A 20,567-nucleotide genomic window follows, 5' to 3' on the forward strand; every position below is an offset into this window, starting at 1 on the left:
ACGCACGAAGGGCCCGCTCCCTCGTCAGGGGGGGGCGGGCCCTTCGTGCGTACGGTGCGGGTACGGGTCAGGCCGAGGCCGGGGGGTACATCGACGACGGCAGCTTCGCCGCCGCCGCACGGTCCAGCAGCCACAGCGTGCGGGAGCGTCCGTACGCGGCCGCCGCCGGGGCCTGGATCTCCCCGGCGCCGCCGAGTGCGATCGCCACCGCGCCCGCCTTGTCCTCGCCGGCCGCCAGCAGCCAGACCTCCCGGGCCGCCCGGATCGCCGGGAGGGTCAGCGAGACCCGCGTCGGCGGCGGCTTCGGCGCGCCGTGCACGCCGACCACCGTGCGCTCGGTCTCGCGCGCCGCCGGGTGCTCCGGGAACAGCGAGGCCACGTGCGTGTCCGGGCCCACGCCCAGCATGAGCACGTCGAAACGCGGCACCGGACCGTGGTCCTCCGGGCCCGCGGCCCGTCGCAGCTCCTCCGCGTACGCGTCCGCCGCCGCATCGACGTCCTCCCCGTACGGGCCGTCCGAGGCCGGCATGACGTGCACGCGCGCCGGGTCCACCGGGACGGAGTCCAGGAGGGCCTCACGAGCCTGTACGTGGTTGCGCTCGGGGTCGTCGGCGGGGACGTACCGCTCGTCGCCCCACCAGAGGTCGAGGCGTGCCCAGTCGACGGCGTCGCGGGCCGGGGCGGCCGCGAGTGCGGCGAGCAGGCCGTTGCCGTTGCGGCCGCCGGTGAGGACGACGGAGGCGCTGCCGCGGGCCGCCTGGGCGTCGACGATCTTCGTGATGAGCCGGGCTGCTGCGGCCTGGGCCATCAGCTCCTTGTCCCGGTGGACGACGACCTGGGGAGTCGTCATACCCATGTGCTGCCGCCTTGTCGGTTGTGCCAGTGGGTGCCGGTGCCGCTGCGCGGGGCCTTCTCCCCGCCCCGCCCTTCTCCCGTTCAACGGGCTCAGCCCGGATCCGGTCCTCAAACGCCGGACGGGCTGGAAGATCCAGCCTCGCCGGCGTGGGGAAGAGCGGGTAGGGAACGGCTCCACGCAGCGGGTACGGCTACTTGGCCGAGGCCTTCTTCGTGGGCTTGGCCGCGGGCTTCGCGGCATCGGCCTTCGGGCCGGTCACGGTCTCCGGGGAGTCCGAGGCCTTGGCCGGAGCCGGAGCCGGAGCCGGAGCCGGAGCCTCGGCCGCCAGTTTGGCCACGCCGAACTTCAGCGAGGCCTCGTACGTGTTGTCCGGGTCGAGCCGGCGCAGCTCCTCCGCCAGCAGCTCGGCCGTGTCACGGCGCTTGAGCGCCACCGCACGGTCGGGCTGCCCCGGCATGCACAGCGTGGCCAGCGAGCCGTCGGCCCGGTCCAGGACGATGTCGCCGTCCTTGGTCTCCAGCCGGACCGAGGTCAGGCCGGGGCCCTCCGAGTGGGTCCGCTTGACGGGCACCTGGAGGCGGTCCGCCAGCCACATGGCCAGCAGCTCGCAGCTCGGGTTCTCGTCCTCGCCCTCGACGGCCGCCGAGGTGACCTTCAGGGCCTGCTGGTCCAGCGCGGCGGCCAGCATCGACCGCCACGGCGTGATCCGGGTCCAGGACAGGTCCGTGTCACCCGGGGCATAGGCCGCGGCCCGCTCCCCGAGCGCCCGCAGCGGGTTCTCGCAGGCGTACGTGTCCGTGATCCGGCGCTGCCCGAGCGCACCCAGCGGGTCGCCCGCCAGGTCCGACGGGGCACCGTCCGGCCACCAGACCACGACGGGCGCGTCCGGCAGCAGGAGCGGGAGAACCACCGACTGGGCGTGGTGGACCAGTTCACCGTGAAGGCGGAGCACCACCGTCTCGCCGGTGCCCGAGTCCGCCCCGACGCGGACTTCCGCGTCGAGACGGGCGTCGCGGCGGCTGCGCGGCGAGCGGCTGACCCGCTTGATGACGACGACGATCCGCGAAGGGTGTTCGTGGGACGCCTCGTTCGCCGACTTGAGCGCGTCGTACGCGTTCTCCTCGTCGGTCACGATCACCAGCGTGAGGACCATGCCGATGGCCGGCGTGCCGATGTCCCGGCGCGCCTGCACCAAGGCGGCGTTGATCTTGCTGGAGGTGGTCTCCGTGAGGTCGATCTTCATGGCCGGCGCCAGCTCCGTCCGTCTCGTGCGAGCATCTCGTCCGCCTCGACCGGCCCCCAGGTCCCCGCCGGGTACTGCGCGGGCTTGCCGTGCTTGTCCCAGTACTCCTCGATCGGGTCGAGGATGTTCCAGGACAGCTCGACCTCCTGGTGGCGCGGGAAGAGGTTCGCGTCACCCAGCAGGACATCGAGGATCAGCCGCTCGTACGCCTCGGGGCTCGACTCCGTGAAGGACTCGCCGTACGCGAAGTCCATGGTGACGTCCCGGACCTCCATGGAGGTGCCCGGAACCTTCGAGCCGAAGCGCACCGTCACGCCCTCGTCCGGCTGGACCCGGATGACCAGGGCGTTCTGCCCCAGCTCCTCGGTCGCGCCCGACTCGAACGGCAGGTACGGAGCCCGCTTGAAGACCACCGCGATCTCGGTCACCCGGCGGCCCAGGCGCTTGCCGGTCCGCAGGTAGAACGGGACGCCCGCCCAGCGGCGGTTGTTGATCTCCAGGCGGATGGCCGCGTAGGTGTCGGTCTTCGACTTGGGGTCGATGCCGTCCTCTTCGAGGTACCCGACGACCTTCTCGCCACCCTGCCACGCCGCCGAGTACTGGCCGCGCACGGTGTGCTTGCCCAGGTCCTCGGGGAGCTCGACGGCGGTGAGGACCTTGAGCTTCTCCGCCACCAGCGCCTTCGGGTGGAAGGAGCCGGGCTCCTCCATCGCGGTCAGCGCGAGCAGCTGGAGCAGGTGGTTCTGGATGACGTCACGGGCCGCGCCGATGCCGTCGTAGTACCCGGCCCGGCCGCCGATGCCGATGTCCTCGGCCATGGTGATCTGCACGTGGTCGACGTACGACCGGTTCCAGATCGGCTCGAACATCGTGTTGGCGAAGCGGAGCGCCAGGATGTTCTGGACGGTCTCCTTGCCGAGGTAGTGGTCGATCCGGAAGACCTCGTCCCGCGGGAAGACCTCGTGGACGACCTTGTTGAGCTCCTCGGCGCTCTTGAGGTCGTGCCCGAAGGGCTTCTCGATGACGGCACGCCGCCAGGAGCCCTCCTTCTGCGCCAGCCCGTGGTTCTTGAGCTGCTGGACGACCTTCGGGAAGAACTTCGGCGGCACGGACAGGTAGAAGGCGAAGTTGCCGCCCGTACCCTGCGCCTTGTCGAGCTCGTCGATGGTCGACTTCAGCGTCTCGAACGCCGCGTCGTCGTCGAAATTGCCCTGCACGAAACGGCAGCCCTGCACCAGCTGCTGCCAGACCTCCTCCCGGAAGGGGGTGCGCGAGTGCTGCTTGACGGCCTCGTACACCTCCTGGGCGAAGTCCTCGTGCTCCCATTCGCGCCGGGCGAAACCGATCAGCGAGAAGCCCGGCGGCAGCAGCCCCCGGTTCGCCAGGTCGTAGATGGCCGGCATCAGCTTCTTGCGCGACAGGTCACCCGTAACGCCGAAAATGACCAGGCCGGACGGCCCCGCGATGCGCGGGAGCCGCCGGTCCTGTGCGTCACGAAGCGGGTTCGCTCCGTTCACAGACAAAGTGTTCAGGCCTCCGTGGGGGCGAGGCGCTCGAGCTCCGCCTCGGTGGACTTCAGCAGGTCGTTCCAGGACGCCTCGAACTTCTCGACGCCCTCGTCCTCGAGCAGCTGCACCACATCGTCGTACGAGATGCCCAGCTTCGCGACCGCTTCGAGCTCGGCGCGGGACTGGTCGTACGTGGCGCGCACGGTGTCACCCGTGATCTGACCGTGGTCGTCGGTGGCCTCCAGAGTGGCCTCCGGCATGGTGTTCACCGTGTTCGGGGCGACCAGGTCGTCCACGTACAGGGTGTCCTTGTACGCCGGGTCCTTGACGCCCGTCGAGGCCCACAGCGGACGCTGCTTGTTGGCGCCGACACGCTCCAGGGCGTTCCAGCGGTCGGAGGAGAAGACCTCCTCGTAGGCCTCGTAGGCCAGCCGGGCGTTGGCGAGGGCCGCCTTGCCCTTCAGGGCCTTCGCCTCGTCGGAGCCGACGGCGTCCAGGCGCTTGTCGATCTCGCTGTCCACACGGGACACGAAGAAGGAGGCGACCGAGTGGATCTCGGAGAGGTCCAGGCCCGCGGCCTTGGCCTTCTCCAGACCCGCCAGGTACGCGTCCATGACCTCGCGGTAGCGCTCCAGCGAGAAGATCAGCGTGACGTTGACGCTGATGCCCTTGCCGATGACCTCGGTGATCGCCGGCAGACCGGCCTTGGTCGCCGGGATCTTGATCAGCGTGTTCGGGCGGTCCACCAGCCAGGCGAGCTGCTTGGCCTCGGCGATCGTCGCCGTGGTGTTGTGGGCCAGACGGGGGTCGACCTCGATGGAGACCCGGCCGTCCTGGCCGTCGGTGCTGTCGTAGACCGGGCGCAGGATGTCGGCGGCGTCGCGGACGTCCGCCGTCGTGATCATGCGGATGGCCTCGTCGACGGTGACCTTGCGGGCGGCGAGGTCGGTGAGCTGCTGCTCGTAGCCGTCGCCGCTGCTGATCGCCTTCTGGAAGATCGACGGGTTGGTGGTGACACCGACCACGTGCGACTGGTCGATGAGCTCGGCCAGGTTGCCGGACGTGATGCGCTTGCGGGACAGGTCGTCCAGCCAGATCGCCACGCCCTCGTCGGAGAGGCGCTTGAGTGCGTCTGTCATGGGAATTGCATCTCCTACTGGTTCGTGTACCGGTGTCAGCGCGCGGCGGCGGTGATGGATTCCTTGGCGGCGGCGGCCACGGCCTCGGCGGTGAAGCCGAACTCGCGGAACAGCACCTTGGCGTCGGCGGAGGCACCGAAGTGCTCCAGCGAGACGATCCGGCCGGCGTCGCCGACGTAGCGGTGCCAGGTCAGGCCGACCCCGGCCTCGACCGCGACGCGCGCCTTGACGGACGGCGGCAGGACGCTGTCCTTGTACGCCTGGTCCTGCTCCTCGAACCACTCGACGGACGGCATCGAGACCACGCGGGCCGGGACGCCCTCGGCCTGCAGCGCCTCGCGCGCGGCGACGGCGAGCTGGACCTCGGAGCCGGTGCCGATGAGGACGACCTGCGCCTCGCCGCCTTCCGCCTCGAAGAGCACGTACCCGCCCTTGGCGGCGTCCTCGTTGCGCTCGTACGTCGGCACGCCCTGGCGGGTCAGCGCCAGACCGTGCGGCGCGCCCTTGCCGAACACCTTGGTGTGGCGGCGCAGGATCTCGCGCCAGGCGATGACGGTCTCGTTCGCGTCGGCCGGGCGGACCACGTTCAGGCCCGGGATGGCGCGCAGCGAGGCGAGGTGCTCGACCGGCTGGTGGGTCGGGCCGTCCTCGCCCAGGCCGATGGAGTCGTGCGTCCACACGTACGTCACCGGCACGTGCATCAGCGCGGACAGGCGCACGGCGTTGCGCATGTAGTCGGAGAACACCAGGAAGGTGCCGCCGTAGACACGGGTGTGGCCGTGCAGCGCGATGCCGTTCATGGTCGCGGCCATGGCGTGCTCGCGGATGCCGAAGTGGACGGTGCGGCCGTACGGGTCGGCCTCCGGCAGCGGGTTGCCCTTCGGGAGGAAGGACGAGTGCTTGTCGATCGTGGTGTTGTTGGAGCCGGCCAGGTCGGCCGAGCCGCCCCACAGCTCCGGGATGACCGAGCCGAGCGCCTCGAGCACCTTGCCGGAGGCCGCGCGGGTGGCGACGCCCTTGCCCGTCTCGAAGACGGGGAGCTTGTCCTCCCAGCCCGCGGGCAGCTCGTTGGCGTTGATGCGGTCGAACTCGGCGGCGCGCTCCGCGTTGGCGGTGCGCCACGCGGAGAAGTCCTTCTCCCAGGCGGCCTTGGCCTCGCGGCCGCGGTCCAGTGCCTTGCGGGTGTGCGCGAGGACCTCGTCGGAGACGTCGAAGGACTTCTCCGGATCGAAGCCGAGGACGCGCTTGGTGGCCGCGACCTCGTCGTCGCCGAGGGCCGAGCCGTGCGAGGCCTCGGTGCCCTGGGCGTGCGGGGCCGGCCAGGCGATGATCGAGCGCATCGCGATGAAGGAGGGGCGCCCGGTCTCGGCCTTGGCCGCGGCCAGGGCCTCGAACAGCGCCTTCGGGTCGAGGTCGCCGTTCGGCTGCTGCGCGACGCGCTGGACGTGCCAGCCGTACGCCTCGTAGCGCTTGAGGGTGTCCTCGGAGACGGCCGTCTCGGTGTCACCCTCGATGGAGATGTGGTTGTCGTCCCACAGCAGCACCAGGTTGCCGAGCTTCTGGTGGCCGGCCAGCGCGGACGCCTCGTGGGAGATGCCCTCCTGGAGGCAGCCGTCGCCCGCGATCGCGTAGACCATGTGGTCGAAGGGGGAGGTGCCCTGGGGGGCCTCCGGGTCGAACAGGCCGCGCTCGTAGCGGGCGGCCATGGCCATGCCCACCGCGTTGGCGATGCCCTGGCCCAGAGGGCCGGTGGTGGTCTCGACGCCGGCCGTGTGGCCGTACTCCGGGTGGCCGGGGGTCTTGGAACCCCAGGTGCGGAACGCCTCGAGGTCGGCCAGCTCCAGGCCGAAGCCGCCCAGGTAGAGCTGCGTGTACAGAGTGAGGGACGAGTGCCCCGCGGAAAGCACGAAACGGTCGCGGCCGACCCACTCGGGATCGGCCGGGTCGTGCCGCATCACCTTCTGGAAGAGGGTGTACGCGGCGGGGGCCAGGCTCATCGCCGTACCGGGGTGGCCGTTACCCACCTTCTGGACCGCGTCGGCGGCCAGGATGCGGGCGGTGTCGACGGCCCGCTGGTCGAGGTCGGTCCAGTCGAGCTCTGTGGTCGTCGGCTTGGTGCTCACCGTGGGTCAGGGCTCCTCTCCACATGTCTGTTACCCGGTGACGAACGGTGCACCGGCGCGATTCCGAGCCTACCCCCGTGACGGCGTGCAGCTATTCGAGTGCCCGCAGTCCGTCACAACGTCGGCAGTCCGATCGGACCAACACGAGGCGACCCCCGCGCAGGGCGACGTAAGTGCAACGTCTAGAGTGGCGTGGTACGTGCGAGCCTTCAGCGGACCTTTATGTCCGGAGCTTGCTGGTTTCTCTGTCAGGGGTGTGCGTGACGGCCGTCGAATCCCGTCCAGCGGGGGTGCTCGGGACGAGCCCCGGTCACCGGCCGTTCGGGGCCCGGGTCATGGCTTTCGTGGCTTTGACCAAGCCGCGGATCATCGAACTTCTGCTGATCACCACAGTGCCGGTGATGTTCCTCGCCGAGCAGGGTGTGCCGTCGCTGTGGCTGGTCCTCGCGACCTGCTTCGGCGGCTACTTGTCCGCGGGCGGCGCCAACGCGCTGAACATGTACATCGACCGCGACATCGACGCGCTGATGGACCGGACCTCGCAGCGGCCGCTGGTGACCGGCATGGTCAGCCCGCGCGAGTGCCTGGTCTTCGGCATCACCCTCGGCGTGGTCTCCACCCTGTTCTTCGGGCTGCTCGTCAACTGGCTGTCGGCCGCGCTCGCGCTCGGCGCGCTCCTCTTCTACGTCGTCGTCTACACGATGCTGCTGAAGCGGCGCACCGCGCAGAACATCGTGTGGGGCGGCATCGCGGGCTGCATGCCGGTGCTCATCGGCTGGTCCGCCGTCAAGAACGAGGTCTCCTGGGCCGCCGTCATCCTCTTCCTCGTCATCTTCTTCTGGACGCCGCCGCACTACTGGCCGCTGTCCATGAAGGTGAAGGACGACTACGCGCGTGTTGGCGTCCCGATGCTGCCGGTCGTGGCCGGCAACAAGGCCGTGGCGCGCCAGATCGTCCTCTACAGCTGGGTGATGGTGGCCGTCTCACTGCTGCTCACCCCGCTGGGGTACACCGGCTGGTTCTACACCACGGTCGCCCTGGCGGCGGGCGGCTGGTGGCTGTGGGAGGCGCACGCGCTGCACGCGCGGGCCAAGGCGGGCGTGACGGGCGCGAAGCTCAAGGAGATGCGCCTGTTCCACTGGTCCATCACGTACGTGTCGCTGCTCTTCGTCGCCGTGGCCGTGGATCCCTTCCTCCGCTGATACTTCCTCCGCTCGTTACCCGCCGGTAGCATGGTGCCCATGGCAGACACCACCGCGGACACCGCAGACAAGAAGCAGGACCGGACGGCCGCGAAGCTGGCCAAGCAGATCGGCGCGTTCGCCAAGCAGCACGGCGGCGCCGAGGGCCAGCTGGCGCACATCGGCCAGGCCGGCACCCGGATCGTCCTCGTCGGCACGGACGGCGGCTGGGGCGACCTGGTGGCCCCGACCTACGCGGTGGCCCAGCTGGCCGCCGAGAAGGCCGGCCTGACCCTGCACGACGAGTTCGACGGCGAGTTCGCCGCCCGTGTGAAGACCGGCCCGTACGAGTGGTCGCGGATGGCCGGCATCCAGCTCGGCGGGGCGGCGAACCCGGCCGCCTGATCGTGGCGGTGGCCGCTCGGTCAACAGCGCGAGCAACACCTCACACCCCGCTCACCCGTTAGGACGTGTGGAAGCCCCTTCCTCACGTCCGCAACGGGATGCCCGGATGATCGAAACGCCGCCCCTGGTGGACCAGTACTGCCACGGAGTGCTCCGTACGGAGCTGGGCCTCGGAACCTTCGAGGCCCAGCTGATCCGCTCGGCCGGCCCGCCCGCCGCCGGGACCACCTTCTTCGACACCCAGACCGGGTTCGCGGTGCGCCGCTGGTGCCCGCCGCTGCTCGGGCTGGAGCCGCACTGCTCCCCCGCCCGGTACCTGGCCCGGCGGCGCGAGCTCGGCGTGGTCGAGTCCGGGCGCAGGCTGCTGCGCGGCTCGGGCGTCGCCGCCTATCTGGTCGACACGGGAGTGCCCGGCGACCTCACCGGCCCCAAGGAGCTGGCGCTCGCGTCGGACGCCGACGCCTTCGAGGTCGTACGGCTGGAGCTGCTGGCCGAGCAGGCCGCCGACACCTCCGGCACGGTCCCCGCCTTCCTCGCCAACCTCGCCGAGGCCGTCCACCACGCCGCCACGGCGGCCGTGGCCTTCACCTGCGGTGCGGACGCGGAATATCCCGCCGTCCTCGGCCGCGCCCCCGATCCGCCCGGTCCGGGCGAGGTGAACGGGGCGGCCGGGCGGTGGCTGGCCCGGCGCTCCAAGGGCGGGGCCGTCCGGGACCCCGTACTCCTGCGGCACCTGCTGTGGAGCGCGGTGGCGACCGGGCTGCCGCTCCAGCTGCACACCGGAGCGGGTGCGGGGGAGCCCGGGCAGCGGCCGGAGCAGGCCGATCCGGCACTGCTGACGGAGTTCGTACGGGCCACCGCGGGTCTGGGGACCCGGCTGGTGCTGCTCGGCGGATACCCGTACCACCGGCACGCCGCCCAGCTGGCGGCGGCCTTCCCGCACGTCCACGCCGATCTCGGCACGGCGCTCGGGCAGAGCGGGCCGTGGGCGGCGGGGGTGCTGGCCGAGGTGCTGGAGGTCGCCCCCTTCGGCAAGCTGCTGTTCTCCAGCGGCGGGCGCCGGCTGCCCGAACTGCACGCGGTGGGCGCCCTGGTGTTCCGGGAGGCGCTGGGCCGGGTGCTGGGCGGCTGGGTCGGCGAGGGCGCCTGGTCCTGGCGGGACGCCGAACGGGTGGCGGCGATGATCGCGGCGGGCAATGCCCGCCGCGTCTACCGGCTGGACGAGCGCGGGTGAGCCGGTCCCCTCGGCTCAGACGGAGGAGAGCTGCGGGTCGCTCTGCGCCGGGATCTCCGCCTGCACCGCGGGCCGCTCGCGCAGGCTCAGTGCCACGCGGACCACGGCGATCCACACCAGACAGGAGCCGAGCATGTGGGCGGCGACCAGGGCCTCGGGCACGTGGGTGAAGTACTGGACGTAGCCGATGCCGCCCTGCGCGAGCAGCACGATCAGCAGGTCCCGGGCGCGCGCCCGGGTGTCCACCGGCGCGTCGACCACGCGCAGCACCAGCCACATGGCCACGGCGAGAGCGCACACCACCCAGGCGGAGACCGCGTGGACGTGGGCGGTGGCCGCCCAGTCGAACGGCATCCGCTTGATCTCGCTGCGGTCGCCCGCGTGCGGACCGGAACCGGTGACGACCGTGCCCGCGGCGATCAGCACCAGCGTGGTCGCGATCAGGGCCCATGAGAGCTTGCGCACGGGTCCGGGCACGCGCGGCCGGGGAGCGCCGTCGCCCTCGCGGGTGCGCTGCCAGGTCACCGTCGTGACGGTGATCAGCGAGGTGGCGAGCAGGAAGTGCCCGGCCACGCTGTACGGGTTGAGCCCCGTCAGGACGGTGATGCCGCCGAGGACCGCGTTGCCCATCACGATGAAGAACTGGAGCCAGCCGAGCTTCGTCAGCGAACGGCGCCACGGCTTGGCCGAGCGGGCCGCGACGATGCACCAGCCGACGGCCGCGCAGAGCACGTACGTCAGCATGCGGTTGCCGAACTCGATGGCCCCGTGGAAGCCCTGCGCCTGGGTCACGATCAGGCTGTCGTCGGTGCACTTGGGCCAGGTGTCGCAGCCGAGACCGGATCCGGTCAGCCGCACCGCACCGCCGGTGACGACGATGAGCACACTCATGACGAGCGCGGCGGACGCGGCCTGCCGGACGATCCGGGGTGACGGCGTCCAGCGGCCGGCGATGTAAGCGAGAGGGGTCAACACGGCCCTAATCGTACGCGGGGCCTTGTGCAAACTTTCACGAGGGGGGCCCGACGGTCCTGCCCGTGGCCGCATCCGGCCCGACGACCAGCCGGAACCGGGCCCCGGCGGGGTCGCCTTCCTCGTGCCACCAGACGCGCACGCGCCAAGGGACGCCGTCGCCGGGGTAGTCCGCGGAGGCCGTGAAACCGTGCACCAATTCGGCGCCCACATCCTCGGCTGACCTGTTTCTCACTTCTGCCCCGCTACGCCACGGATGTTCCAGTACGGTCCACAGCCCGTCAGGACCGCGCACCTCGAAGCGCCACACCGCGCGCCAGGGCGTGACCTCCAGCATCGTGCGCACCTGTTCGGCGCCGAGGCGCAGCCGGGCCGCGATCTCGGGCTCGGCCACCCCGTGGATCCTGGCCGCGACCACGGCCCGTGGCAGCAGGGGTTCGGGCAGCAGGCCCCGCGCGCGCAGGTTCACCAGGGAGTCGAAGGACAGGAAGCGCAGGCGCAGTTCCAGCTGGCGCCCGATGTGGTCGAGGGCCTCCTCCGCCTCCTGGGCCTCCTCCGAACCGGGGTCCGCGAGCAGCAGTCGGCGGAAACCGCCCTCCGCGTCGACCGCCCACGCCACCGCCTCCTCGGCGGAGCCCAGCTCCGCGAGGCGGTCCCCGAGGAACACCTTGGCCTGCGCGAGGCCGCGCCGGTTGACCGGATCGTGCTGGTCCAGGCCCGCCCAGACCTCGACCGCCGCCCGGGTCAGGTCCCGGGCGCGCTCGCCCGCCGCCCGCTCCATGGCGCTCGGGCCGGTCTCCGCCGCCGGGCCGAGCGGGTAGCGGGGCAGCCGCTCCCCGTCGCTCAGCGGCCAGGAGAGCCAGACCCCCTGGTTGATCAGGCCCCGGGCGTACCAGCGGGCGTACTCGGGGGCGTGCCCGGCCGCCCGCTGCGCATACCGCAGCCCCTCCTCGACGGCCGCCAGGGCCCCGGCCCGGTCCCCGCCGGCGAACCGGCGGGCCGCCAGGTCACCGAGGCGAAGGCCGAGCCGCGCCGCGCACTCCGGATCGCTCCGCGCCGGTTCGCGCAGCGCGCCGATCAGCTCCGTCAGCAGCGCCTCGGCCTCGGCGGGCGCCGCCCGTGCGGCCCCCGACCGGATCCCTGCCCATTGGGCGTCCAGCCGTAGAACGTCTTCCCGCTGCGCCATGCCCGCCCCCCGGCGTCCTGGTGTGCACCGCCCCCGCGGGGCGGCGCCCATCCTCCTGCCAGGCCAACGTCCGGGGGCGGGGATTCACTCCCAGCGGAACAGCTTCGCGGCGGCGCCGAGCCCGAGCACGGCCCAGACGGCGAGCACGGCCGCGTCCCCCCAGGGCAGCGCGGCCCCGTGCTGGAGCACCTGGCGCAGCCCGTCGGACAGCGCCGAGATCGGCAGCAGGCCGAGTACGGACTGCACGGCGCCGGGGAACTTCTCCATCGGCACGATCACCCCGCCGCCGACCAGCAGCAGCAGGAACACCAGGTTGGCGGCGGCCAGCGTGGCCTCGGCCTTCAGGGTGCCCGCCATCAGCAGCCCGAGCCCGGAGAAGGCGGCCGTGCCCAGCAGGACCAGCGCGGCGACCGCGAGCGGGTTGCCGTGCGGGGACCAGCCCAGCGCGAAGGCGATCGCCGTCAGCAGCGCGATCTGCAGCACCTCGGTGACCAGCACGGACAGGGTCTTGGCGGCCATCAGCGCCCACCGCGGCAGCGGCGAGGCGCCGAGCCGCTTGAGCACCCCGTAGCGGCGGTCGAAGCCCGTGGCGATGGCCTGGCCGGTGAAGGCGGTGGACATCACGGCCAGCGCCAGGATGCCGGGCGTGAGGAAGTCCACGGAGTTCTCGGCGCCGGTGTCGACGATGTCGACGGCGGAGAAGAGCACCAGCAGCAGCGCCGGGATGATCACGGTCAGCAGCAGCTGCTCCCCGTTGCGCAGCAGCATCCGCGTCTCCAGCGCCGTCTGCGCCAGGATCATGCGGGAGACGGGCGCGGCCCCCGGATTGGGGGCGAACGTACCGGCGCTCATCCGCGCAGCGTCTGTGGTGATCGGCGTCATGAACGCAGCTCCTTGCCCGTGATCTCCAGGAAAACGTCTTCGAGGGTGTGCCGCTCCACCGAGAGGCTGCTCGGCATCACCCCGTGCTGCGCGCACCAGGAGGCGACGGTGGCCAGCAGCTGCGGGTCCACGGCGCCGGTGACCCGGTAGACGCCCGCGCTGAGCTCGGCGGCCTCGGTGCCGTCGGGCAGCGCCTTCAGCAGCGATCCGAGGTCGAGGGCGGGCCGGCCGGTGAAGCGCAGGGTGTTCTCGGCGCCGCCGCGGCACAGCTGCTCGGGGCTGCCGTGGGCGATGACCCGGCCCGCGTCGACGATGGCGACCTCGTCCGCGAGCTGCTCGGCCTCGTCCATGTGGTGGGTGGTGAGGACGACGGAGACCCCGTCGGCGCGCAGTTCCCGTACGAGGTCCCAGGTCGCCCGGCGGGCCTGCGGGTCCAGACCCGCCGTCGGCTCGTCCAGGAAGACCAGCTCGGGCCGGCCCACCACGGCCATGGCGAGGGCCAGGCGCTGCTGCTGGCCGCCGGAGAGGCGGCGGTAGGCGGTGCGGCCGCAGCCGCCCAGTCCCAGCCGCTCCACCAGGACGTCCACGTCGAGCGGGTCGGCGTACAGCCTGGCCATGTGGCGCAGCATCTCGACGGCGCGGGCGCCGGAGTAGACCCCGCCGGACTGGAGCATCACGCCGATCCGCGGGCGCAGTGCCTCGGCCTGGGCGACCGGGTCGAGGCCGAGGACGCGGACGGTGCCGGCGTCGGGGCGGCGGTAGCCCTCGCAGGTCTCCACGGTGGTCGTCTTGCCCGCGCCGTTGGGACCGAGGACGGCGGTGACCGAGGCCTTGCGGACGGTGAGGTCCAGCCCGTCCACCGCGGTTTTGGATCCGTACCGCTTCACCAGTCCGCGGATCTCCACGGCGGGGTCGTTGCTCATGCGGGTGAGTCTACGGAGCCGGAGATGGGGGCCCGGGCGGCGGGGGAGACCGCCTGCCGCGGGGCGCCTGCACGCGGGTTCCTTGCAGGTGGCAGGGGGTGCGACCGCACCCTCCGTGGGACAATTAGGTAACCCTTAGTGATGGAGGCCACCAGGAGTGGCGTCGGTCACGGCTTGTCGGGGCTCGACTAATTACGCAACAATGGCGTTGTGAAATACGGCGAACGGATGATCGAGACCCCCCAGGGGGAGCTCGCAACCGGGGAGCGGTCAACCCGCAACCGGGTCGCGCGCTCCATCCTGGACCACGGTCCGTCCACCGTCGCCGACCTCGCCGCGCGTCTCGGCCTCACCCAGGCCGCCGTCCGCCGCCACCTCGACACGCTCGTCGCCGACGACGTGGTCGAGCCCCGTGAGCAGCGCGTCTACGGCACGCGCACCCGGGGCCGGCCCGCCAAGGTCTTCGCGCTGACCGACTGCGGCCGCGACGCGTTCGACCAGTCCTACGACTCGCTCGCCGCGGACGCCATGCGCTGGATCGCGCAGGCCGCCGGCGGAGGCGAGCAGGGGGAGGCGGCCGTCGCCGCCTTCGCCAGGGCGCGGATGGACGCACAGGCCGAGACCTACCGGGAACGCCTGGCCGCCGCTGCCCCCGCGGAGCGCACCGAGGCCCTTGCCAAGGCGTTGACCGCGGACGGGTACGCTGCTACGGCGAAGAGCGCTCCCGGTCCGCACAGCGGTGAACAGCTCTGCCAGCACCACTGCCCGGTCGCCCATGTCGCCGAGCAGTTCCCGCAGCTCTGCGAGGCGGAGACCGAAGTCTTCTCCCGCCTGCTCGGGACGCATGTGCAGCGCCTCGCCACGATCGCCCACGGCGACGGGGTGTGCACCACGTTCATCCCACGAGGCGCGGGCACCACACAGACCGACACACCAGCATCTGCAAGTACGGCCGGGAGGAACCCCGCATGACCACGGAGACTGCTCACCCTGAGCTCGATGGCCTGGGCACCTACGAATATGGCTGGGCCGACTCCGACGCGGCCGGCGCCGCTGCCAAGCGGGGTCTGTCCGAGGACGTCGTGCGCGACATCTCGGCCAAGAAGAACGAGCCGGAGTGGATGCTGAAGCTCCGCCTCAAGGGTCTCAAGCTGTTCGACAAGAAGCCCATGCCGACCTGGGGCTCCGACCTCTCCGGCATCGACTTCGACAACATCAAGTACTTCGTGCGTTCGACCGAGAAGCAGGCCGCTTCCTGGGAGGACCTGCCGGAGGACATCAAGAACACGTACGACAAGCTCGGCATCCCGGAGGCGGAGAAGCAGCGCCTCGTCGCCGGTGTCGCGGCCCAGTACGAGTCCGAGGTCGTCTACCACCAGATCCGCGAGGACCTGGAGGAGCAGGGCGTCATCTTCCTCGACACGGACACCGCGCTCAAGGAGCACCCGGAGCTCTTCCAGGAGTACTTCGGCACGGTCATCCCGGTCGGCGACAACAAGTTCGCGTCGCTGAACACCGCCGTGTGGTCGGGCGGCTCGTTCATCTACGTGCCCAAGGGCGTCAAGGTCGACATCCCGCTCCAGGCCTACTTCCGCATCAACACGGAGAACATGGGCCAGTTCGAGCGGACGCTGATCATCGTCGACGAGGACGCGTACGTCCACTACGTCGAGGGCTGCACCGCCCCGATCTACTCCTCGGACTCGCTGCACAGCGCCGTGGTCGAGATCATCGTGAAGAAGGGCGGCCGCTGCCGCTACACGACGATCCAGAACTGGTCGAACAACGTGTACAACCTGGTCACCAAGCGCGCCGTGGCGTACGAGGGCGCGACCATGGAGTGGATCGACGGCAACATCGGTTCCAAGGTCACCATGAAGTACCCGGCCGTCTACCTGATGGGCGAGCACGCCAAGGGCGAGACCCTGTCCATCGCCTTCGCGGGCGAGGGCCAGCACCAGGACGCCGGCTCCAAGATGGTCCACATGGCGCCGAACACCTCCTCCAACATCGTCTCCAAGTCGGTGGCGCGAGGCGGCGGCCGCACCTCGTACCGCGGCCTGGTCGAGATCGGCGAGGGCGCCCACGGCTCCAAGTCGAACGTGCTCTGCGACGCGCTCCTGGTCGACACCATCTCCCGCTCGGACACGTACCCGTACGTGGACGTCCGCGAGGACGACGTCTCCATGGGCCACGAGGCCACGGTCTCCAAGGTCTCCGACGACCAGCTCTTCTACCTGATGAGCCGCGGTCTGACGGAGTTCGAGGCCATGGCCATGATCGTGCGCGGCTTCGTCGAGCCCATCGCGCGCGAGCTGCCCATGGAGTACGCGCTGGAGCTCAACCGGCTGATCGAGCTGCAGATGGAGGGTTCGGTCGGTTAGTCCCGACCCGCCCGCCATCCCGCACATCGCTATTGACGTAGGAAGAGAGCAACACGACAGCCATGGCTGAGGCTCAGAACATCCCGGCGGGGTCGACCACCGCCGGCGCGATCGCGGTGGCCGCCGAGTCCACCGTCGCCACCCGGATGAGCGCACCCCCGTCCTTCGACGTGGCGGACTTCCCGGTCCCCCACGGCCGCGAGGAGGAGTGGCGGTTCACCCCGCTGGCGCGCCTGCGTGGTCTGCACGACGGCACCGCGGTCGCCAACGGCACCATGAAGGCCCAGATCGACGCGCCCGAGGGCGTCACCGTCGAGTCGGTGGAGCGTGACGACGCGCGCATCGGCAAGGCCGGCACCCCGGTGGACCGGGTCGCCGCCCAGGCGTTCTCGTCCTTCGCCAAGGCCACGGTCGTCACCGTGCCCAAGGAGGCCGTCCTGACCGAGCCGGTGCGCGTCTCGCTGCACGGCGAGGGCGGCACGACCTTCGGCCACACCGTCTTCGACGTACAGGCCTTCGCCGAGGCCGTCATCGTCATCGACCACACCGGTGACGGCGTGCGCGCCGCCAACGTCGACTTCCTCGTCGGCGACGGCGCCAAGCTCACCGTCGTGTCCGTCCAGGACTGGGACGACACCGCCGTCCACTGCTCCCAGCACAACGCGCTGGTCGGCCGCGACGCGACCTTCAAGTCGATCGTGGTCACCTTCGGCGGCGACGTCGTACGCCTGCACCCGAGGGTCAGCTACGCGGGCCCCGGCGGCGAGGCCGAGCTCCTCGGCCTGTACTTCACGGACGCCGACCAGCACCAGGAGCACCGCCTCCTGGTCACGCACGACGCCCCGCACTGCAAGTCCCACGTGGTCTACAAGGGCGCGCTGCAGGGTGAGGGCGCCCACGCGGTCTGGATCGGTGACGTCCTCATCGAGAAGAGCGCCGAGGGCACCGACACCTACGAGTTGAACCGCAACCTCGTCCTGACGGACGGCGCGCGGGTCGACTCGGTGCCGAACCTGGAGATCGAGACCGGCGAGATCGTCGGTGCCGGGCACGCCTCCGCGACCGGCCGCTTCGACGACGAGCAGCTCTTCTACCTGCAGGCCCGCGGCATCCCGGCCGACGAGGCCCGCCGCCTGGTCGTGCGCGGCTTCTTCGCCGAGCTCGTCCAGCAGATCGGTGTCCCGGACATCGAGGAGCGTCTGCTCGCCAAGATCGCGACCGAGCTCGAGGCGTCCGTCTGATGACCTACGTCAAGGCCTGTGCGCTGAGCGAGCTCGAGGAGAACACCCCGAAGCGGGTGGAACTCGACGGCACGCCGGTGTCCATCGTCTCCGCCGAGGGGGAGGTGTTCGCGATCAACGACATCTGCTCGCACGCGAACGTCTCGCTCTCGGAGGGCGAGGTCGAGGACTGCATGATCGAGTGCTGGCTGCACGGGTCCTCGTTCGACCTGCGCACCGGCAAGCCCTCCGGTCTGCCGGCGACCCGCCCCGTACCCGTATACCCCGTAAAGATCGAAGGGGACGACGTGCTCGTCTCCCTCACCCAGGAGTCCTGAGGCACCCATGGCAACGCTTGAAATCCACGACCTGCACGTCTCCGTCGAGGCCGAGAACGGCGCCCGGGAGATCCTCAAGGGTGTCGACCTCACCCTCAAGCAGGGTGAGACGCACGCCATCATGGGCCCCAACGGCTCCGGCAAGTCCACCCTGGCGTACTCGCTCGCCGGTCACCCGAAGTACACCATCACCGGTGGCACCGTGACCCTCGACGGCGAAGACGTCCTGGAGATGTCCGTCGACGAGCGCGCCCGCGCCGGCGTCTTCCTCGCCATGCAGTACCCGGTCGAGGTCCCCGGCGTCTCGGTCTCCAACTTCCTGCGCACGTCGGCCACCGCCATCCGCGGCGAGGCGCCGAAGCTGCGTACCTGGGTGAAGGAGGTCAAGTCCGCGATGGAGCAGCTCCAGATGGACCCGGCCTTCGCCGAGCGCAACGTCAACGAGGGCTTCTCCGGCGGTGAGAAGAAGCGCCACGAGATCCTCCAGCTGGAGCTCCTCAAGCCGAAGATCGCGATCCTCGACGAGACCGACTCCGGCCTCGACGTCGACGCCCTGCGCATCGTCTCCGAGGGCGTCAACCGCGTCCGCGAGACCGGCGAGGTCGGCACCCTGCTGATCACGCACTACACGCGCATCCTGCGCTACATCAAGCCCGACTTCGTGCACGTGTTCGCGAACGGCCGCATCGCCGAGTCCGGTGGCGCCGAGCTGGCGGACCAGCTGGAGGCCGAGGGCTACGACAAGTACGTGAAGGGTGGCGCGACCGCGTGACACAGATGCCTGGCCTCCTCGACATCGAGGCGATCCGCAAGGACTTCCCCCTTCTGGATCGTGTGGTCCACGACGGGAAGAAGATCGTTTACCTGGACAACGCTGCGACCTCGCAGAAGCCGCGCCAGGTCCTCGACGCGCTGAACGAGTACTACGAGCAGCACAACGCCAACGTCCACCGTGGCGTGCACGTGCTCGCCGAGGAGGCCACGGCGCTGTACGAGGGCGCCCGCGACAAGGTCGCCGCCTTCATCAACGCGCCGAGCCGCGACGAGGTGATCTTCACCAAGAACGCCTCGGAGTCGCTCAACCTGGTCGCGAACATGCTCGGCTGGGCGGACGAGCCCTACCGGGTCGATCGCGAGACCGAGATCGCCATCACGGAGATGGAGCACCACTCCAACATCGTCCCGTGGCAGCTGCTCTCGCAGCGCACCGGCGCGAAGCTGAAGTGGTTCGGCCTGACCGACGACGGCCGGCTCGACCTGTCCAACATGGAAGAGGTCATCACGGAGAAGACGAAGATCGTCTCCTTCACGCTGGTCTCCAACATCATGGGCACGATCAACCCGGTCGAGGCGATCGTCCGGCGCGCCCAGGAGGTCGGCGCGCTGGTGCTGATCGACGCCTCGCAGGCCGCTCCGCACATGCCGCTGGACGTCCAGGCGCTCGGCGCCGACTTCGTGGCCTTCACCGGCCACAAGATGTGCGGCCCGACCGGCATCGGCGTCCTGTGGGGCCGCCAGGAGCTGCTGGAGGACCTGCCTCCGTTCCTCGGCGGCGGCGAGATGATCGAGACCGTGTCGATGCACGCCTCGACGTACGCCCCGGCGCCCCACAAGTTCGAGGCGGGCACGCCCCCGATCGCCCAGGCCGTCGGCCTCGGCGCGGCCGTGGACTACCTGAGCGCGATCGGCATGGACAAGATCGCCGCGCACGAGCACGCGATCACCGAGTACGCGGTGAAGCGCCTCCTGGAGGTCCCCGACCTGCGGATCATCGGCCCGATGACGGCCGAGGACCGCGGCGCCGCGATCTCCTTCACGCTCGGTGACATCCACCCCCACGACGTGGGCCAGGTCCTGGACGAGCAGGGCATCGCGGTGCGCGTGGGACACCACTGCGCGCGCCCGGTCTGCCTGCGCTACGGAATTCCCGCGACCACGCGAGCGTCTTTCTATCTGTACTCCTCTCCGGCGGACGTCGACGCACTGATCGACGGGCTGGAGCACGTACGGAACTTCTTCGGCTGACGAGGGCGACGAGGACGACGCAGTGAAGCTGGATTCGATGTACCAGGAACTGATCCTGGACCACTACAAGCACCCGCACGGGCGTGGCCTGCGCGACGGCGACGCCGAGGTGCACCACGTCAACCCGACGTGCGGCGACGAGATCACGCTGCGCGTGAAGTACGACGGCGAGACGCTCACCGACGTCTCGTACGAGGGCCAGGGCTGCTCCATCAGCCAGGCCAGCGCGTCCGTGCTGAACGAGCTGCTCGTCGGCAAGGAGCTGGCCGAGGCGCAGAAGATCCAGGGCGTGTTCCTGGAGATGATGCAGTCGAAGGGCAAGATCGAGCCCGACGAGGCCATGGAGGAGGTGCTGGAGGACGCGGTCGCGTTCGTCGGCGTCTCCAAGTACCCGGCTCGCGTGAAGTGTGCTCTGCTGAGCTGGATGGCCTGGAAGGACGCGACGGCCCAAGCACTGGGCGACGCGGAGAGGAAGACGGCATGACCGAGAACGCGACGCCCGCCGAGGCGTCGATCAAGCCGGCCACCGAGGAGGAGGTCCGCGAGGCCCTCTACGACGTGGTCGACCCCGAGCTGGGGATCGACGTCGTCAACCTGGGCCTGATCTACGGCATCCACATCGACGACGCGAACATCGCGACCCTCGACATGACGCTGACCTCGGCGGCCTGTCCGCTGACGGACGTCATCGAGGACCAGGCGAAGTCGGCGACGGACGGCATCGTCAACGAGCTCCGCATCAACTGGGTCTGGATGCCCCCGTGGGGCCCGGACAAGATCACGGACGACGGCCGCGAGCAGCTGCGCGCGCTCGGCTTCAACGTCTGAGCAACCTCGCTCCGCGAAGGGCCCCCGGCACTCAGTGCCGGGGGCCCTTCGTGTTCTCCCGGGGCTTGCGGGAGCTGTCGGGAGCTTCCCGGAGCTTTCCGGGAGGCCCTCCGTGTCCGC

20 protein-coding genes are annotated in these 20,567 nt (G+C 70.7%); 11 read left to right on the forward strand and 9 right to left on the reverse strand.

The features are described 5' to 3' along the window. Nucleotides 1-67 precede the first annotated feature (67 nt). The 5 genes from pgl to tkt form a co-directional block, all read right to left on the reverse strand. Nucleotides 68-850, reverse strand: coding sequence for a 6-phosphogluconolactonase (gene pgl, locus IF09_RS0104745; RefSeq protein ID WP_030292227.1), 783 nt, complete (start codon nucleotides 848-850; stop codon nucleotides 68-70). Between the two features lie 196 nt (nucleotides 851-1,046). Beyond that, nucleotides 1,047-2,099, reverse strand: a complete 1,053-nt coding sequence (opcA, locus tag IF09_RS0104750) for a glucose-6-phosphate dehydrogenase assembly protein OpcA (protein ID WP_030292228.1) — start codon at nucleotides 2,097-2,099, stop codon at nucleotides 1,047-1,049. Then, nucleotides 2,096-3,622, reverse strand: a complete 1,527-nt coding sequence (gene zwf / locus IF09_RS0104755) for a glucose-6-phosphate dehydrogenase (protein WP_418953018.1) — start codon at nucleotides 3,620-3,622, stop codon at nucleotides 2,096-2,098. Before zwf ends, opcA begins: the two co-directional genes overlap by 4 nt. 5 nt (nucleotides 3,623-3,627) lie before the next feature. Beyond that, a complete protein-coding gene (gene tal, locus IF09_RS0104760) occupies nucleotides 3,628-4,746 on the reverse strand; it encodes a transaldolase (protein WP_030292231.1) in 1,119 nt (372 codons plus the stop codon). A gap of 35 nt (nucleotides 4,747-4,781) precedes the next feature. Further along, nucleotides 4,782-6,869 carry a transketolase gene (tkt, locus tag IF09_RS0104765; RefSeq protein WP_030292232.1) on the reverse strand — a complete coding sequence of 696 codons (2,088 nt, stop codon included), beginning with the start codon at nucleotides 6,867-6,869 and terminating at the stop codon, nucleotides 4,782-4,784. Nucleotides 6,870-7,129: 260 nt separating this feature from the next. Here tkt and IF09_RS0104770 point away from each other — a divergent pair, with 260 nt between their 5' ends. From IF09_RS0104770 to IF09_RS0104780, 3 genes are all read left to right on the forward strand, one after another. Then, on the forward strand, nucleotides 7,130-8,071 hold the full coding sequence (locus tag IF09_RS0104770; RefSeq protein WP_030292234.1) for a heme o synthase: 942 nt from the start codon (nucleotides 7,130-7,132) through the stop codon (nucleotides 8,069-8,071). 39 nt (nucleotides 8,072-8,110) lie between these two features. Beyond that, complete coding sequence (locus IF09_RS0104775) at nucleotides 8,111-8,455, forward strand: hypothetical protein (protein WP_030292236.1); 345 nt, start codon at nucleotides 8,111-8,113, stop codon at nucleotides 8,453-8,455. Between the two features lie 106 nt (nucleotides 8,456-8,561). Continuing rightward, the gene (locus tag IF09_RS0104780) at nucleotides 8,562-9,689 is read left to right on the forward strand and encodes an amidohydrolase family protein (RefSeq protein ID WP_030292238.1); all 1,128 of its coding nucleotides are present in this window, start codon (nucleotides 8,562-8,564) and stop codon (nucleotides 9,687-9,689) included. A gap of 15 nt (nucleotides 9,690-9,704) precedes the next feature. On the opposite strand, the gene IF09_RS0104785 is transcribed toward IF09_RS0104780, so the two are convergent. The 4 genes from IF09_RS0104785 to IF09_RS0104800 form a co-directional block, all read right to left on the reverse strand. Further along, complete coding sequence (locus tag IF09_RS0104785; RefSeq protein ID WP_030292239.1) at nucleotides 9,705-10,694, reverse strand: COX15/CtaA family protein; 990 nt, start codon at nucleotides 10,692-10,694, stop codon at nucleotides 9,705-9,707. 4 nt (nucleotides 10,695-10,698) lie between these two features. Then, entirely contained in the window at nucleotides 10,699-11,847 is a 1,149-nt protein-coding gene (locus IF09_RS0104790; RefSeq protein WP_051832097.1) for a hypothetical protein, read from the reverse strand. An 84-nt stretch (nucleotides 11,848-11,931) separates the two neighbouring features. Beyond that, entirely contained in the window at nucleotides 11,932-12,699 is a 768-nt protein-coding gene (locus tag IF09_RS0104795; RefSeq protein ID WP_030292241.1) for an ABC transporter permease, read from the reverse strand. A 26-nt stretch (nucleotides 12,700-12,725) separates the two neighbouring features. Continuing rightward, entirely contained in the window at nucleotides 12,726-13,652 is a 927-nt protein-coding gene (locus IF09_RS0104800; protein ID WP_030292242.1) for an ABC transporter ATP-binding protein, read from the reverse strand. Nucleotides 13,653-13,880: 228 nt separating this feature from the next. Between IF09_RS0104800 and IF09_RS0104805 the strand changes: the two genes are divergently transcribed. From IF09_RS0104805 to IF09_RS0104840, 8 genes are all read left to right on the forward strand, one after another. Then, nucleotides 13,881-14,624 (forward strand): helix-turn-helix transcriptional regulator, encoded by a 744-nt coding sequence (locus IF09_RS0104805; protein ID WP_030292243.1) that lies wholly within the window; start codon nucleotides 13,881-13,883, stop codon nucleotides 14,622-14,624. Further along, on the forward strand, nucleotides 14,621-16,036 hold the full coding sequence (sufB, locus tag IF09_RS0104810; RefSeq protein WP_030292244.1) for a Fe-S cluster assembly protein SufB: 1,416 nt from the start codon (nucleotides 14,621-14,623) through the stop codon (nucleotides 16,034-16,036). Before IF09_RS0104805 ends, sufB begins: the two co-directional genes overlap by 4 nt. Before the next feature lie 62 nt (nucleotides 16,037-16,098). Next, nucleotides 16,099-17,277, forward strand: a complete 1,179-nt coding sequence (gene sufD, locus IF09_RS0104815; protein ID WP_030292246.1) for a Fe-S cluster assembly protein SufD — start codon at nucleotides 16,099-16,101, stop codon at nucleotides 17,275-17,277. After that, nucleotides 17,277-17,594, forward strand: a complete 318-nt coding sequence (locus IF09_RS0104820; RefSeq protein ID WP_030292248.1) for a bifunctional 3-phenylpropionate/cinnamic acid dioxygenase ferredoxin subunit — start codon at nucleotides 17,277-17,279, stop codon at nucleotides 17,592-17,594. The genes sufD and IF09_RS0104820 overlap by 1 nt, the downstream gene beginning before the upstream one ends. 7 nt (nucleotides 17,595-17,601) lie before the next feature. Further along, nucleotides 17,602-18,366, forward strand: coding sequence for a Fe-S cluster assembly ATPase SufC (gene sufC, locus IF09_RS0104825; protein WP_030292250.1), 765 nt, complete (start codon nucleotides 17,602-17,604; stop codon nucleotides 18,364-18,366). After that, on the forward strand, nucleotides 18,363-19,619 hold the full coding sequence (locus IF09_RS0104830; protein WP_030292252.1) for a cysteine desulfurase: 1,257 nt from the start codon (nucleotides 18,363-18,365) through the stop codon (nucleotides 19,617-19,619). The genes sufC and IF09_RS0104830 overlap by 4 nt, the downstream gene beginning before the upstream one ends. A gap of 22 nt (nucleotides 19,620-19,641) precedes the next feature. After that, nucleotides 19,642-20,103 (forward strand): Fe-S cluster assembly sulfur transfer protein SufU, encoded by a 462-nt coding sequence (gene sufU / locus IF09_RS0104835; protein ID WP_030292254.1) that lies wholly within the window; start codon nucleotides 19,642-19,644, stop codon nucleotides 20,101-20,103. After that, nucleotides 20,100-20,447 carry a metal-sulfur cluster assembly factor gene (locus tag IF09_RS0104840; RefSeq protein WP_030292256.1) on the forward strand — a complete coding sequence of 116 codons (348 nt, stop codon included), beginning with the start codon at nucleotides 20,100-20,102 and terminating at the stop codon, nucleotides 20,445-20,447. The genes sufU and IF09_RS0104840 overlap by 4 nt, the downstream gene beginning before the upstream one ends. Nucleotides 20,448-20,567: the final 120 nt, after the last annotated feature.

The sequence above is a fragment of the Streptomyces katrae genome (genome assembly GCF_000717655.1).
Classification (GTDB): Bacteria; Actinomycetota; Actinomycetes; order Streptomycetales; family Streptomycetaceae; genus Streptomyces; species Streptomyces katrae_B.

Bases quoted from the DNA above. Each gene is read 5' to 3' on its own strand.
- IF09_RS0104775 (WP_030292236.1), top strand. From the start codon at position 8,111: ATGGCAGACACCACCGCGGACACCGCAGACAAGAAGCAGGACCGGACG.
- IF09_RS0104790 (WP_051832097.1), bottom strand. From the start codon at position 11,847: ATGGCGCAGCGGGAAGACGTTCTACGGCTGGACGCCCAATGGGCAGGG.
- IF09_RS0104795 (WP_030292241.1), bottom strand. From the start codon at position 12,699: ATGAGCGCCGGTACGTTCGCCCCCAATCCGGGGGCCGCGCCCGTCTCC.
- IF09_RS0104820 (WP_030292248.1), top strand. From the start codon at position 17,277: ATGACCTACGTCAAGGCCTGTGCGCTGAGCGAGCTCGAGGAGAACACC.
- IF09_RS0104800 (WP_030292242.1), bottom strand. From the start codon at position 13,652: ATGAGCAACGACCCCGCCGTGGAGATCCGCGGACTGGTGAAGCGGTAC.
- tal (WP_030292231.1), bottom strand. From the start codon at position 4,746: ATGACAGACGCACTCAAGCGCCTCTCCGACGAGGGCGTGGCGATCTGG.
- opcA (WP_030292228.1), bottom strand. From the start codon at position 2,099: ATGAAGATCGACCTCACGGAGACCACCTCCAGCAAGATCAACGCCGCC.
- sufD (WP_030292246.1), top strand. From the start codon at position 16,099: ATGGCTGAGGCTCAGAACATCCCGGCGGGGTCGACCACCGCCGGCGCG.
- IF09_RS0104805 (WP_030292243.1), top strand. From the start codon at position 13,881: ATGATCGAGACCCCCCAGGGGGAGCTCGCAACCGGGGAGCGGTCAACC.
- sufB (WP_030292244.1), top strand. From the start codon at position 14,621: ATGACCACGGAGACTGCTCACCCTGAGCTCGATGGCCTGGGCACCTAC.
- sufC (WP_030292250.1), top strand. From the start codon at position 17,602: ATGGCAACGCTTGAAATCCACGACCTGCACGTCTCCGTCGAGGCCGAG.
- IF09_RS0104840 (WP_030292256.1), top strand. From the start codon at position 20,100: ATGACCGAGAACGCGACGCCCGCCGAGGCGTCGATCAAGCCGGCCACC.
- pgl (WP_030292227.1), bottom strand. From the start codon at position 850: ATGACGACTCCCCAGGTCGTCGTCCACCGGGACAAGGAGCTGATGGCC.
- IF09_RS0104780 (WP_030292238.1), top strand. From the start codon at position 8,562: ATGATCGAAACGCCGCCCCTGGTGGACCAGTACTGCCACGGAGTGCTC.